The 13,413-nt window shown below is 60.2% G+C and carries 11 protein-coding genes; 6 read left to right on the top strand and 5 right to left on the bottom strand.

Features of this window, described 5'->3' with window-relative positions; all coding sequences use genetic code 11:
* Positions 1-163 precede the first annotated feature (163 nt).
* Complete coding sequence (locus KZO34_RS08770) at positions 164-499, top strand: c-type cytochrome (protein ID WP_219475786.1); 336 nt, start codon at positions 164-166, stop codon at positions 497-499.
* Between the two features lie 26 nt (positions 500-525).
* Here KZO34_RS08770 and ppnN read toward each other — a convergent pair whose 3' ends face one another.
* Positions 526-1,908, bottom strand: a complete 1,383-nt coding sequence (gene ppnN / locus KZO34_RS08765) for a nucleotide 5'-monophosphate nucleosidase PpnN (RefSeq protein ID WP_257900231.1) — start codon at positions 1,906-1,908, stop codon at positions 526-528.
* 149 nt (positions 1,909-2,057) lie between these two features.
* On the opposite strand from ppnN, the gene thiI reads away from it, so the two are divergent.
* Positions 2,058-3,512, top strand: a complete 1,455-nt coding sequence (gene thiI / locus KZO34_RS08760; RefSeq protein WP_219475785.1) for a tRNA uracil 4-sulfurtransferase ThiI — start codon at positions 2,058-2,060, stop codon at positions 3,510-3,512.
* 4 nt (positions 3,513-3,516) lie between these two features.
* On the opposite strand, the gene KZO34_RS08755 is transcribed toward thiI, so the two are convergent.
* The gene (locus KZO34_RS08755; protein WP_219475783.1) at positions 3,517-4,530 is read right to left on the bottom strand and encodes a histone deacetylase family protein; all 1,014 of its coding nucleotides are present in this window, start codon (positions 4,528-4,530) and stop codon (positions 3,517-3,519) included.
* Positions 4,531-4,701: 171 nt separating this feature from the next.
* Between KZO34_RS08755 and KZO34_RS08750 the strand changes: the two genes are divergently transcribed.
* Together KZO34_RS08750 and uvrD are read left to right on the top strand one after the other, a co-directional pair.
* Positions 4,702-6,153: an NAD-dependent succinate-semialdehyde dehydrogenase gene (locus KZO34_RS08750; RefSeq protein WP_219475782.1), complete on the top strand. Its 1,452-nt coding sequence runs from the start codon at positions 4,702-4,704 to the stop codon at positions 6,151-6,153.
* 255 nt (positions 6,154-6,408) lie between these two features.
* The gene (gene uvrD / locus KZO34_RS08745) at positions 6,409-8,574 is read left to right on the top strand and encodes a DNA helicase II (RefSeq protein WP_219475781.1); all 2,166 of its coding nucleotides are present in this window, start codon (positions 6,409-6,411) and stop codon (positions 8,572-8,574) included.
* A gap of 145 nt (positions 8,575-8,719) precedes the next feature.
* Here the strand turns inward: uvrD and KZO34_RS08740 are convergent, their stop codons facing one another.
* Positions 8,720-9,517, bottom strand: coding sequence for an undecaprenyl-diphosphate phosphatase (locus KZO34_RS08740; RefSeq protein WP_219475780.1), 798 nt, complete (start codon positions 9,515-9,517; stop codon positions 8,720-8,722).
* Between the two features lie 112 nt (positions 9,518-9,629).
* A complete protein-coding gene (locus KZO34_RS08735) occupies positions 9,630-10,256 on the bottom strand; it encodes a porin family protein (RefSeq protein ID WP_219475779.1) in 627 nt (208 codons plus the stop codon).
* A gap of 170 nt (positions 10,257-10,426) precedes the next feature.
* On the opposite strand from KZO34_RS08735, the gene KZO34_RS08730 reads away from it, so the two are divergent.
* On the top strand, positions 10,427-11,611 hold the full coding sequence (locus KZO34_RS08730) for an MFS transporter (protein ID WP_219475778.1): 1,185 nt from the start codon (positions 10,427-10,429) through the stop codon (positions 11,609-11,611).
* A gap of 34 nt (positions 11,612-11,645) precedes the next feature.
* Here KZO34_RS08730 and KZO34_RS08725 read toward each other — a convergent pair whose 3' ends face one another.
* Positions 11,646-12,050 (bottom strand): acyl-CoA thioesterase, encoded by a 405-nt coding sequence (locus KZO34_RS08725; RefSeq protein WP_219475777.1) that lies wholly within the window; start codon positions 12,048-12,050, stop codon positions 11,646-11,648.
* Between the two features lie 196 nt (positions 12,051-12,246).
* Here KZO34_RS08725 and KZO34_RS08720 point away from each other — a divergent pair, with 196 nt between their 5' ends.
* Positions 12,247-13,290, top strand: a complete 1,044-nt coding sequence (locus KZO34_RS08720) for a substrate-binding domain-containing protein (RefSeq protein WP_219475776.1) — start codon at positions 12,247-12,249, stop codon at positions 13,288-13,290.
* Positions 13,291-13,413 lie beyond the last annotated feature (123 nt).

Raw genomic sequence — 13,413 nt, 5'->3', positions numbered from 1 at the left:
TTGTCAATCATCCCGGATTAAAAGAGGACCAACGTCGAACAAAGCCGTTGATATAACGCATTTGGCTTCAACAGTCTCTGTGATATAAAAGTCACACGGTTTACAGTCCGGTATCGACCGCCGGCAGGCAACTACTAAAAACGATGATGAGAGGGTAAAGACAATGACATTGAAACACTACGCCGTTGCAGGAATTTTTGCGCTCAGCACTGCCATTCCGGCCATCGCTTCTGCCGCCGACGTGGAAGCCGGCAAGGCGAAAGCGGCTGTCTGCGCGGCCTGCCATGGCCAGAACGGCCTGGCCCAGATTCCGACTTACCCGAACCTGGCGGGCCAGAACGAGCAGTACCTGGTGTCCTCGATCAAGGCCTACAAGAACAAGCAGCGCACCGGTGGTCAGGCGGCTATCATGCAGGGCCAGGCCGCCGCGCTGAGTGATACTGACATCGCCAACCTGGCCGCTTATTTTGCCAGTCTGCCCGCTGACGGCGGCAAATAAACCGTTCGGCTGATCAGTGAGGCGGCTCAGGCCGCCCCGCTGACGATTCGGTAACTGGGCCGGTAGGCCGACGAGCCGGGCAGTTTCATCCGGTTCTGTGCGACAAACTGGGTCAGCATGGCTTCCAGCGGTTCGATGAGGGTCGGGTCTCCGGCAATCTCGAATGGCCCCTTCGCCTGAACCTGGCGAATCCCGTCCTCTTTCACATTTCCCGCCACAATGCCACTGAACGCCTTGCGCAGATTGGCCGCGATCAGGTGTACCGGTTGGTCACGATGCAGCTCCAGCGCCCGCATGTTTTCGTGGTTGGGATGGAACGGCAGCTGGAACACCGGGTCAATCTTCAGCATCCAGTTAAAGTAGTATGCGTCCTGCATTGCCCGGCGGAACGTCTCCACCTCCTTCATACCCTTCTTCATGGTCTGGGCAACCCGCGTCGGGTCATCAATGATGATCTCGTACTTGCTGGCCGCTTCGTCACCCAGGGCATTCCGGATGAACTTGTCGATCATCTCGAAATACTCCGCGTTTTCCTGTTTCCCGGTAAAGACCACGGGGAAGGGCAGGTCGGCATTGTCGGGGTGTAACAGAATGCCCAGCAGATACAGAATTTCCTCGGCGGTACCCACCCCACCGGGAAATACGATGACGCCATGGCCGCAGCGGATAAAGGCTTCCAGGCGCTTTTCGATGTCCGGCATGATGACCAGTTCGTTGACGATCGGATTCGGCGCCTCGGCCCCGATGATGCCGGGTTCGGTAATCCCGATGTAACGCCCGTTCTTCACGCGCTGCTTGGCGTGGGCGATGGTCGCACCTTTCATCGGACCCTTCATGGCGCCGGGGCCACAGCCGGTGATAATGCTCAGGGAGCGCAGACCGAGCTGGTGTCCGACTTCCTTGCTGTACTGATATTCGTCGTGGCTGATGGAGTGGCCGCCCCAGCACACGACCAGGTCTGGCTGTCGTCCCGCTTCAAGGACCCGGGCGTTGCGCAGTACATGGAAAACGAGGTTGGTGAGGTCTTCCGGATCGTCGCGACGGAAGCCGGCGGCACTCTGGGGAATCGAATGGGAGTAGATGATGTCCCGCAGCACGGAAAACAGATGCTCGCGAATCGCGCGCAGCATCTCACCGTCCACGAAGGCGTGGGCAGGTGCGTTGATCAGTTCCAGCTTCAGGCCCCGGGGCTGGGGCACCAGATGGACATCAAAATCGGCGTGGGATTCCATCAGGGCCTTGCAGTCGTCGGTCTCGATCCCGGTGTTAAGCACCGCCAGGGCACATTGGCGGAACAGTCGGTAAAGGCCGCCCTCGCTCCGGTCTTTGAGGCGGCTTACCTCATGATTGGAGAGGATTTCGAGGCTGCCCTCCGGGGATACCAGGGCATTGATGGTGGGTTCTTGCATGAACGGTAAAACTCCTGAATGGTTCCGGCCGCGAGGGCGTGTGACGCACCTTGGGCCGGTGTTTCGGCAATGCCTGATTTTGAGGCATGGTCCCAAAAAGGTAGACTAAGATCTTTCCGCGTCTTACGCCACTCGACAATACTCCGATTATGAAACTACTTATTCGTCCGGCTCCCGAAGTCGCCATCAAGAGCAAACCCGTCCGCCGCCAACAGATGCGTCATCTGCGGCAGAATATCCGCAAGCTGTTGGCCAGGCTGGATCATGACATTGTCGTGGAAGGCAGCTGGGACCGGGTGGATGTGGCCGTTCCGGAGGATCGGGGGCTATCAGGGGCTGTGGTTGAGGAGCTGCTGCGCATTCCTGGCATCTCCACCATCCAGGAAATCGGTGTGTTTCCGTTTATCGACCTGGATGACGTTGCCGAAAAAGCCGTGGATGCCTTTGCCGACCGGCTGGCCGGTAAGACCTTTGCCGTCCGCGCCCGCCGCCATGGCGAGCATAGCTTCCGGTCGATTGATCTCGAACGCACTGTGGGCGCTGCCCTGATGCAGGCGTCCGGGGCCACGGGCGTGAACCTGAAGTCACCGGATGTGGAAGTGCGAATTGAAGTGCGGGACAACCAGTTCCACATTGCCCACCGCAAACACCGGGGGCTGGGAGGCTACCCGCTGGGCAGCGTCGAGAACGTGATGACCCTGATTTCCGGTGGCTACGATTCCTCGGTGGCGGCGTATCTGATGATGCGTCGCGGGCTCCGGAATCATTTCCTGTTCTTCAATCTCGGTGGAACGGCCCACGAGGTTGGCGTTCGTCAGGTGGTGCACTACCTGTGGGACCGCTACGGCGCTTCCCATCACGCCAAATTCATTTCCGTGCCCTTCGACGGGGTCGTCGCCGAAATCATGCGTTCGGTCAATCACCGCCACTGGGGCGTGGTGCTGAAGCGGCAGATGCTCAAGGCGGCGGCGGAGATCGCCAAGAAGAACAATGCCGTGGGTCTGGTAACCGGCGATGCGGTGGCGCAGGTGTCGAGCCAGACCCTGAGTAACCTCAATGTGGTGGACCGGGCCAGCGACGAAGTGGTGTTGCGCCCGCTGATCTCCATGGACAAGGAAACCATCATCAACATTGCCCGGGAGATTGGCACCGAATCCTATGCCCGCAACATGCCCGAGTACTGTGGCGTGATCTCCCAGAAGCCGGCCACGCGCGCCAAGTTGCACCGGGTCGAAGCGGACGAGGCCGAGATGGATCCCGCGGTGCTGGCCGGAGCAGTGGAAGCCCGTGAGGAAACCGCGATCAGTCGGCTGCTGGAAACCACCCACACCCCGGAAGAGGTGGAACTGGTGCAGACCCCGGGCGTGGACGATGTGATCATCGATGTGCGCCACCCCAGCGAGGGCGAACAGTCACCCCTGACCCTGACCAACAACGAGGTGGTGCAGATTCCGTTTTACGAGCTGAATCAGCAAATTGCTGAACTGCCGGGGGACCGGCAGTACCTGCTCTATTGCGATCGGGGGTCAATGAGCCGGATGCACGCTGGCCATCTGAAGGCCGAGGGGCACGACAACGTCAAGGTCTACGCACCCGCCTCCTGACCGGTCAGCCGGCCAGACCCTTGAAGAATTGCTGGACGTTCTCGCTCAGGGCGTCCAGGTCATACCCGCCTTCCTGCACCACCAGCGTCGGCAGGCCGAGTTGGCGGATGTGGGAGCTGAGCCGGCAGAAGCCCTCTGAGGTGACCGAAACCTTGGCCTGGGGGTCGTTCTTGTAGATATCAAAGCCCAGGGCCAGGACCAGGGCATCCGGCTGGTACAGTTTGATGGCCGCCAGGGACTCGTCCAGTTTTTCGAAGAAATCATCCTCCGAGGCGCCGTGGGGCATGGGCATGTTGATGTTGTAGCCGAAGCCGTCACCCTCGCCCCGCTCGTTCTCGAAACCGGTGACCACCGGGTAGAAGTTGGTCGGGTCGCCGTGGATCGAGATGTACAACACGTCACTGCGGTCGTAGAAGATCTCCTGAATGCCCTGGCCGTGGTGCATGTCGGTATCGAGGATTGCAATGCGAGGGAACCGGCTCTTCATGTGCTCGGCGGCGATGGCAGCGTTGTTGAGGTAACAGAAACCACCGGCGGCATCCTTTCGGGCGTGGTGGCCGGGCGGCCGGCAAACGGCGTAAGAGGTGCGGTCACCGGCGATCAGGGCATCCGCCGCACCCAGGGCAGTCTGCGCTGACCAGTAAGCGGCGTGCCAGGTGTTTTCGCCAATCGGACAACTGCCATCGGCCTGATAGCGGGCGGCCTCGGCCAGGATGCCGTTCAGGTGATTGGGGGAACGCACGAAGATGTTGGAAATCACCTCGTCACCCCAGTCGTCCATCTTCACCCAGCGCCGGTGGGCCGATTCCAGAAAGCGGAGGTAACCGAGGTCATGGACCTTCGCAATGGATGCGGCGCCCTGGTCAGAGGGCTGCAGCACCGGAACTCCCATCTCCTTCAGGCCCTCCAGCATCTGTCCGGTGCGGTCCGGGACCTCCTGCGGTTGTCGCATCTGCCCGCGGGTAAAGTAGGTCTTGGGGATATGCTGGTCCTGAGCAGGATGGAAAAACGCTTTCATTATCCGACCTCCGTGGTTTTCGATTCTCCGAGTATAGGCACAGTCGGAGGGTGATCAAAAGCCTGGCCATTGACTTTACAGCCAGTGAATCAGCATCCACTATGGAAGACATATTCAACCGACGCAACCATGCCCTTAGGGCATGCAGGCACTGACAGAAGAGGAGCCGAGATGATCGAGTCACCACTGCTGGAAAAGCTGACTGGCTATATCGGCGGTCGCTGGACGGACAACGCCCATGGCAATACGTTTGACGTCTACAACCCGGCAACGGGCAAGGTGATCGCGCAGGCGGCCTCGATGACCGAGGACGAGGTGAAGGCAGCGGTTGCTGCGGGTAAATCGGCGCTTCGGCTGACCACACCCTACTCCATTGAGACCCGCAGGAAGTGGCTGGAAGATATCCGGGATGCGCTCAAGGCCAACAAGGAAGAAGTGGGCCGTATCCTCTGCATGGAGCACGGAAAACCGCTGCAGGAAGCTCAGGGCGAGGTCGATTATGCCGCCGGTTTCTTCGATTACTGCTCCAAGCACATCCAGGCTCTGGACGCGCACACGATTCCTGAGAAACCGAAAGACTGCACCTGGACGGTTCACTACCGCCCGATCGGGGTTGCCGGTCTGATCACTCCGTGGAACTTCCCGATTGGCATGATCGCCAAGAAGCTTTCGGCCGCGCTGGCTGCGGGCTGCCCGTCGGTGATCAAGCCGGCCAGCGAAACGCCGCTGACCATGATTGCCCTGTTCAGCCTGATGGACAAACACACCGACATGCCCGATGGCATGGTCAATCTGGTGATGGGTAAGGCCAGCGTGATTGGCAAGGTTCTGTGTGAGAGCCCGGACGTGCCCATGCTGAGCTTCACCGGTTCCACCGAAGTGGGCCGGAAGCTCATTCTCGACACCGCGGAGCAGGTCAAGAAACTGGCGCTGGAACTGGGCGGCAACGCACCCTTCATTGTCTTTGACGATGCGGATCTGGATGCGGCCGCGGATAACCTGATTGCCAACAAGTTCCGGGGTGGCGGCCAGACCTGTGTCTGTGCCAACCGGATTTTCGTGCATGAGAAAGTGGCCGACGTGTTTGGTCAGAAGCTTGCCGAACGGGTTAACCGGATGACCGTGGGCGACGGCATCAACGGTGACGTGGATCTCGGTCCGCTGATCAACCAGGCAGGGTTTGACAAGGTCAAGCGCCATCTCGAGGACGCGCTGGAGAAAGGCGCCGGGCTGGTGGCCGGCAAGAAGCCGGAGGACCTTGGCGATAACCTGTTCTTCCCGCCAACCGTGATCACCGACGTGGATCGGGACATGTGCTGCTATCGCGAAGAAACCTTCGGTCCGCTGGTTCCCATGGCGTTGTTCCGTACCGAAGAAGAGGTCATTGACGCGGGTAACGACACCGAGTTCGGTCTGGCTTCCTACGTTTTCACCGGCGATGCCGCGCGCGCCCAGCGCGTGGCCGCCGGCTTGCGCTTCGGCCACTGTGGCTGGAACACCGGCACCGGTCCCACGCCGGAAGCTCCGTTCGGCGGCATGAAGGCCTCCGGTATTGGCCGCGAGGGCGGTCTGGAAGGCCTGTTTGAGTTTGTTGAGGCCCAGACGGTGCCCAGAGGCTTTTAAGAGAAAACGGAAGCCGACGGCCCTCCACGGTGGGGGCGCACGGGGGATGATCCCCTTCAGGACACGCTACGAGCACATCCATGTGCGCTTGGGTGTGGCCATCCCTGGCCACACACAGTCCTGGAGGGGATCATCCCCCGCGCTTTTTCTGACTTTTGCTGATGGCTTTTCTGATACTCCTTCCGCGCGGAAATCCCTTTTTTCTCCTGTTATACTTCCACTCCTGTTTATTTAACCAGTAGCGAACGATTCCCTATGGATGTCTCCCACATTATCGATCCCCTCAACGACGCCCAGCGCGAGGCCGTTACCGCCCAGAACGATCACCTGCTGGTGTTGGCGGGTGCTGGCAGTGGCAAGACGCGGGTTCTGGTGCATCGGATAGCGTGGTTAATGACGGTCGACCGGGTGCCACCCACCGGGATTCTTGCAGTGACCTTTACCAACAAGGCCGCCAAGGAAATGCGCTACCGCATCGAGCAGATGATGAATATCCCGGCCCGGGGGCTGTGGTTCGGTACCTTCCACGGCATTGCCCACCGTCTGCTGCGGTCGCACTGGCAGGATGCCGGCTTGCCGGAGAATTTCCAGGTGCTGGACAGCGACGATCAGTTGCGGCTGGTCAAGCGGGTGATGCGGGAAAACCAGATTGATGAGAGCAAGTGGCCGCCCAAGCAGGCCCAGTGGTTCATCAACAGTCAGAAGGACGAGGGGCTGCGGGCCGACCACATCCAGGAAAACCCCGGTGACCATTTCACCTCGGTGATGCTCAAGATCTATCGCCAATACGAGAAGCTCTGTCAGCAGGGTGGGCTGGTGGACTTTGGCGAGCTGCTGCTGCGTTCCCACGAACTCTGGCTGCATCGGCCCGAGTTGCTCGCCCATTACCAGAAGCGGTTCCAGCACATTCTGGTCGACGAGTTCCAGGACACCAACACCATTCAATATGCCTGGCTGCAGGTGCTGGCGAGCAATCGGGTGCCGTTGACCGTCGTGGGCGACGACGACCAGTCCATATACGGCTGGCGGGGCGCCAAGATCGAGAATATCCAGCAGTACCAGCGGGATTTTCCCAATGCCCGGCTGGTGCGGCTGGAACAGAACTATCGCTCCACCCAGATGATCCTGAAGGCGGCCAACGCGGTGATTGCCAATAACCAGGGCCGTCTGGGCAAAGAGCTCTGGACCGACGGGCCGGATGGCGAACCCATCAGCCTGTATGCCGCGTTTAACGAGCAGGACGAAGCCAACTACATTGCCGACAGTATTTCGGCCTGGGTTCAGGACGGCAACCTTCGCAGCGAATCGGCGATTCTCTATCGTTCCAACGCCCAGTCCCGGGTGCTGGAAGAAGCGCTGATGCGCCAGGGCATTCCCTATCGGGTTTACGGGGGGCTGCGGTTCTATGATCGCCAGGAAATCCGCAACGCCCTCGCGTACCTGAGGCTGGTTCAGTACCGTCGGGACGACGCCGCGTTTGAGCGGGTGGTGAACGTGCCGCCCCGCGGCATCGGCGCCAAGAGCCTGGCAGAGCTGCGGGAATACGCCACTGAACAGAGCATCTCGCTCTGGGAGTCGGCGGAACGGCTACTGGAGGCGGGCCAGGTCAAAGGCCGGGCCAGGACCGGCCTGCAATCGTTCATTGCCATCATCGAAGGGCTCTCGGGCATGGTCGGCGATGCCACCCTCCATGGCCTGATGAAGCAGACCATCGAAGACAGCGGATTGAAGGACTATCACGCCAGCGAGAAAGGGGAAAAAGGCCAGGCCCGGGTGGAAAACCTGGAGGAACTGGTCAATGCCCTGTCCGATTTCGAAGTGGACGACGGCGTCGACCCGCTGGCCGAATTTATTGCCCAGGCCGCGCTGGACGCCGGCGAGTCCCAGGCCGAGGCGCACGAAGACAGCGTTCAGCTGATGACCCTTCATTCTGCCAAGGGCCTGGAATTTCCGCTGGTGTTTCTGGCTGGCGTGGAAGAGGGCCTGTTCCCCCATGGCATGTCCCTGGAAGAGCCCGGGCGCATGGAAGAGGAGCGGCGGCTGGCCTATGTGGGCATTACCCGGGCGATGAAAAAGCTGGTACTCACTTACGCGGAATCCCGCCGTTTGTATGGCCAGGAAAAATTCAACGCCCTGTCCCGGTTTGTCCGGGAAATTCCCGGCGACTGCCTGCAGGAAGTGCGGTTACGCAACACGGTTACCCGCCCGGCGATGGTTGAACGGCCCAACGAGAGCCTGTTCAGCCAGGATTCGGCCCAGCAATCCGGGTTCAGTCTCGGTCAGCGGGTACGACACCCCAAGTTTGGTGAGGGCATTGTGATGAATTCCGAGGGCACTGGGCACCACACCCGGGTTCAGGTGAACTTCGAAGACGGTGCCAAGTGGCTGGTGCTGGCGTATGCGCCTTTGGAGGCTTGCTAGTCGTCGTGGGTGGCAGCGGTCCGGTAAGGCATTCCAAAACCCGCTCAAGCACGTCCATGTGGCGCTTGAGCTCCGCCATCCATGGCTCCGCACAGTTTTGGAATGCCTTACCGGACCGCTGCTTCCAGCCCTGTTCTTTTGCCGATTACATCAGAACGGCGTAAATCACGCCCGCCAGAATAATCCGATAGACCACATACGGCCACATGCCCACGGTGTTCAGCCACTTCAGGAAAAAATGGATGGCGGTGATCGCCATGAGGAACGAGGTGACCCCGCCCAGCAGGAAACCGCTCCAATCGACGATGACGTCCGAGGTGGCCACTTCCAGCAGCTTCACCGCTGAAGCCAGCACAATAATGGGAATGGCCAGAAGGAACGAGAATCGGGAGGCGGTCTCCCGGGTCATGCCCAGGAACAGACCGGCGGTAATGGTGACTCCGGAGCGCGAGGTTCCGGGCACCAGGGCCATCGCCTGGGCAATACCGACGATAACCGCGTCTTTCCAGCTGAGCTGGTCGAGGGTGCGCTGGCGCTTCGGCAGCCAGTCGGCGATGCCGAGCAACACCCCGAAAATCAGGGTCGTGGCGAAGATCACTTCCACCGCTCGCAGCTCGTTATCGATCAGGTCCAGTAGCGCCAATCCCGCCAGTCCGGCCGGTATGGTGCCGATCACCAGGTACAGGGCCAGCGCCCCCTGGCCCACGAGCCTGCGCTGGGCCATCGAGAAAAGGCCGTCCCGGGCAATGCCGAAGACATCGCGCCGGAAGTAGAGCACCACGGCCAGCAGGGTGCCCAGGTGAACCGACAGATCAAAACCCACACCCTGATCGGTCCAGCCGAAGAAGGCAGGCATCAGGATCAGGTGGGCAGAGCTCGAAATGGGCAGGAACTCGGTCAGCCCCTGTAGAAGGCCGAGGAAAAGGGCCTGGAAAAAGTCCATTGCGTAAATTCCCTTAAATTCAAGGCGTCAGAAACGTGGCCGCGATAGTAGCAGGGTGGCGGTGGGCTGAACAGATGAGCCGGTGGATGCCGGCCCGGGGCTGGAGTCGGCGTCAGAAACGAATGACCAGCCCGGCGCCAGCTTCCACCTGCAAGTAGCCGCTGCTGTCGAACCTGAGTTCGCATCCACCGGAGCAGAATGCAGAACCTCCCGAGTTCAGTGCGGTGTAAATGCCGCGAAGATCCAGCCTCAGATGCAATTGTTCGGTCAGGAAAAACTGATACCCACCGCCGAGGGACAGGGCTGCACGGTGGTGGGATTCGTACCCTGAATCCTCCGGTTCGAGGCGGGTAACGCCCAGCACGCCCGAGACAAACCCGCCGTGGTTTTTGCCACTGGGAAAATACAGGCCTCCGAACTGGAGCTGGTAAATGGTCAGGTCGATCGAGTCGGTGCCCGGAGCAAACAGGCCGTTGTCGAGCCTGGCCGAGGTGCGTTGCCGACCGAAGTAAAGTTCCCCCTGCTTGCCGGGTTCTGGCAGATCGAAATTGAGGACGAGGCCCTGGCTTACGGAATCCCGGAAGTCGATCTGGTCCGCCGTGCTCGCGCCGGCGGTCTCGATATCCACTGAACTGCTCATGCGAAAACCGGCAAACGGCGACAGGCCAATTTCAGCAGCTACGGGAGTCGCTGTCAGGGTCAGCGCGACCAGGACCGCTGTGAGGATTCGGAGGCTCATAGGTGCATCCCGGAATGGGTGGCTGGTTGTTGGAAGGATTCCGTGTAACGATATAACCATTGCAGATTCCACGAGTCTTGCCAATGGCTTACCAGACACCAAAGTAGCATGGGCGAAGCCGGCCCGCCGGGGCTAGGCTTCGCCCATCGCTTGCATAAAAGACACCAACAATGACCGACCTGCTAAAACGTTTTCCGCTCCCTGTCATTGTGCTGGCCCAGCTCTTCGGCACCTCGCTCTGGTTCAGCATCAATGGCGTCTGGCTGTCGCTATCCGCGCAGTTGGGGTTGACGGAAACCGACCTGGGTCGGCTGACGCTGGCGGTTCAGGCGGGGTTTATCGCGGGGACTCTAACCATTGCGGTGACCGGTCTGGCGGACCGCTTCGGCGCCAGCCGAATCTTTGCCGTGTCGAGTCTGCTGGGTGCCCTGGTCAATGGCGGGTTTGTTTTCGCCGCAGGTTTGCCGCCGCTCGATTTTCTCCTGCGATTCGCCGCCGGTCTGTGCCTGGCCGGCATCTATCCCCTCGGGATGAAAATGGTGATCGCCTGGACTCCGAAATACGCCGGCGCGGCCCTGGCGTGGCTGGTGGGCATGCTCACCCTGGGCACGGCGCTGCCGCACCTGATGCGGGGTGCCACCTTCGGGATGCCCTGGGAGTGGCCGCTATTCGCCGCCTCTGTGCTGGCTCTGGCTGGGGGCACCCTGGTGTTTATGCTGGGTGACGGCCCGCATCTGCCCAAAAGCAATGGCCCGTTGCCTTTAAGTCAGGGCCTGGCGGCGTTGCGCATACCCAGATTCCGCGCGGTCTCCGGTGGCTATTTTGGCCATATGTGGGAGCTCTACGCGTTCTGGACGCTTACACCCCTGCTGATCGGTCGCGAACTGGACCGAATGGGGCTGGGAGCCGGCCTGATTCCCTGGTTTGCGTTTGCGATCATCGGAATCGGTGCGGCCGGTTGCATCGGTGGTGGCAGACTCAGCCGCACCAAAGGCAGTGAGTGGGTGGCCTCCCGTGCTCTTGCGCTGTCCGGGACCGTCTGCCTGCTGTACCCGTGGTTGAGTGGGCTGGCGCCGGAAATGCTGATGGCCCTTCTGTTTGTATGGGGGGTTGCGGTGATTGCCGATTCGCCGCAGTTCTCCGCGCTCGCCGCAGCGACCGCACCGCGGGAATCGGTGGGTTCGTCTCTCGCGGTGATGAACGCGGTTGGATTTGGTCTGACGCTGCCGGCCATCTGGCTGACCAGTGGCCTGTGGGCCCAGCTTGGTGTCTGGGTAGTGCTGCTTCTGGTTCCCGGGCCGGTGCTTGGTTTGTGGTCCCTGGCCCGGGCGCGTCCTGCCGCCACCGATGTTTAAACGCTACGGCCAGGTCTGCCGGCCTTGCTGCCGTTCACCGGGACTGTTCGGGGACCTCCCGGATTCGCCCATGCTCATCAATGGCCACGTACACAAACAGCCCCTCGGTAACCTTGCGCGGATGCTTCGCGGTCCGGTCCAGCGTCCAAACCTCCACAAGGATCTTCATTGAGCTCCGGCCAATGTCCACCAGCTCGCAGTAACAGCCAACCTGGGAACCGACCCGCAGGGGTGAAAGAAATTCCATCCGGTCCATGGCGACGGTGGCATTGCGTCCCAGTGAAATTCGCCCGGCCATGGTGGCAGCCGCGATGTCCATCTGCTTGACCAGCCAGCCGGCGAACACGTCGCCATTGGGGTTGGTGTCAGAGGGAAGGGGAACGATCTGGAGGGTCAACTCGCCGCGGGGAGTGGGTTTATCATCGTCTAGTGCCGTCATGGAGCCTGCCTTGTTCGGAGTTCTGGAATTGTTTTACCCCGCATGTTAACGGGCTTTGCTGTTGCTGCAAGCAGATTTACGTTATCGCGACTATATTTCAGAACCTGTAACAAAGTTGTCATAGAGTCCGATTACTCTGCATTCATCGGTAAAACAGATCCATACACAAAGTCCAACCGATTAATGGAGACTCAACGTGATTAAACTGAACAAAGCACTCGCAACTGTTGCACTGGCCGGCTCCGTCGCCGCCGTGTCTGCACCTGCCATGGCCCGAGACACGATCAGCATCGTGGGTTCCTCCACGGTTTATCCGTTTGCAACTGTAGTGGCCGAGCGCTTCGGCACCAAAACCGATTTCAGCACTCCGAAGCTCGAATCCACAGGCTCCGGCGGTGGTATGAAGCTGTTCTGTCAGGGTATTGGCACCCAGCACCCGGACATCACCAATGCGTCACGGCGTATGAAGACCTCCGAGTACGAGCTGTGCCAGAAGAACGGCGTAACCGACATCACCGAGTTCCGTATCGGTTCTGACGGTATCGTGATCGCCAGTTCCAAGGATGCCGAGAACCTGGACATTACCCTTGAGCAGCTTTTCCTGGCTCTGGGCTCCAAGGTACCGGTGGATGGCGAGTGGGTTGCTAATCCGAACAAGAACTGGAGCGACGTGGATTCCAGCCTGCCGAACAAACCGATTCGTGTAATGGGGCCTCCGCCGACTTCTGGCACCCGCGACTCGTTCAACGAACTGGCCCTCGCCGCCGGTTGTGACCAACTGCCGGAAACGGCAAGCCTGAGCGAAGACCAGCACGGCGCCATCTGTGAAAGCGTGCGTGAGGACGGCGCATTCATCGAGGCTGGCGAGAATGATAACCTCATCGTTCAGAAGCTGATCGGTGATACTGACATGTACGGTGTGTTCGGCTACAGCTTCCTGGAAGAGAATGCGGATCGTCTTCAGGCCGCCACCCTGAACGGCATGGTTCCGACTGCCGAAGATATCGCTGCTGACAAGTACCCGGTAGCCCGCTCCCTGTTTTTCTACGTGAAGAAGGCGCACGTAGGTGTGGTTCCGGGTATCCAGGAATACGTTGGTGAGTTTGTCAGCAACGCAGCCATGGGCCAGAACGGCTACCTGAAAGACGTTGGCCTGATCATCCCGCCGCGCGAGCAGCTAATGAACCTGATGGACAAGGCAGAGAACATGCCTAACCTGGCAATGGAAGAGCTGAAGTAAGCCGAAGGGATCGGGATTAACCAAGGGTGCGGGTCCTCCATAGGGCCCGCACCCTTTCGCACGTTGAGGAATACCGTCCGGTGCCGCAGAACCTTTGAATCTGTAGACTGGGCGCCTATTTGA

This window comes from Marinobacter sp. F4206 (assembly GCF_019392195.1).
Taxonomy (GTDB): domain Bacteria; phylum Pseudomonadota; class Gammaproteobacteria; order Pseudomonadales; family Oleiphilaceae; genus Marinobacter.
Note: the sequence above shows the minus strand (reverse complement) of the source record. Positions and strands in the feature narration are given on the sequence as shown.

What these genes read in the sequence shown, in the direction of transcription:
- KZO34_RS08770 (WP_219475786.1), top strand. Translation starts at nt 164, where the DNA reads ATGACATTGAAACACTACGCCGTTGCAGGAATTTTTGCGCTCAGCACT.
- KZO34_RS08740 (WP_219475780.1), bottom strand. Translation starts at nt 9,517, where the DNA reads ATGGACTTTTTCCAGGCCCTTTTCCTCGGCCTTCTACAGGGGCTGACC.
- ppnN (WP_257900231.1), bottom strand. Translation starts at nt 1,908, where the DNA reads ATGCAAGAACCCACCATCAATGCCCTGGTATCCCCGGAGGGCAGCCTC.
- KZO34_RS08755 (WP_219475783.1), bottom strand. Translation starts at nt 4,530, where the DNA reads ATGAAAGCGTTTTTCCATCCTGCTCAGGACCAGCATATCCCCAAGACC.
- KZO34_RS08735 (WP_219475779.1), bottom strand. Translation starts at nt 10,256, where the DNA reads ATGAGCCTCCGAATCCTCACAGCGGTCCTGGTCGCGCTGACCCTGACA.
- uvrD (WP_219475781.1), top strand. Translation starts at nt 6,409, where the DNA reads ATGGATGTCTCCCACATTATCGATCCCCTCAACGACGCCCAGCGCGAG.
- KZO34_RS08750 (WP_219475782.1), top strand. Translation starts at nt 4,702, where the DNA reads ATGATCGAGTCACCACTGCTGGAAAAGCTGACTGGCTATATCGGCGGT.
- KZO34_RS08725 (WP_219475777.1), bottom strand. Translation starts at nt 12,050, where the DNA reads ATGACGGCACTAGACGATGATAAACCCACTCCCCGCGGCGAGTTGACC.
- thiI (WP_219475785.1), top strand. Translation starts at nt 2,058, where the DNA reads ATGAAACTACTTATTCGTCCGGCTCCCGAAGTCGCCATCAAGAGCAAA.
- KZO34_RS08730 (WP_219475778.1), top strand. Translation starts at nt 10,427, where the DNA reads ATGACCGACCTGCTAAAACGTTTTCCGCTCCCTGTCATTGTGCTGGCC.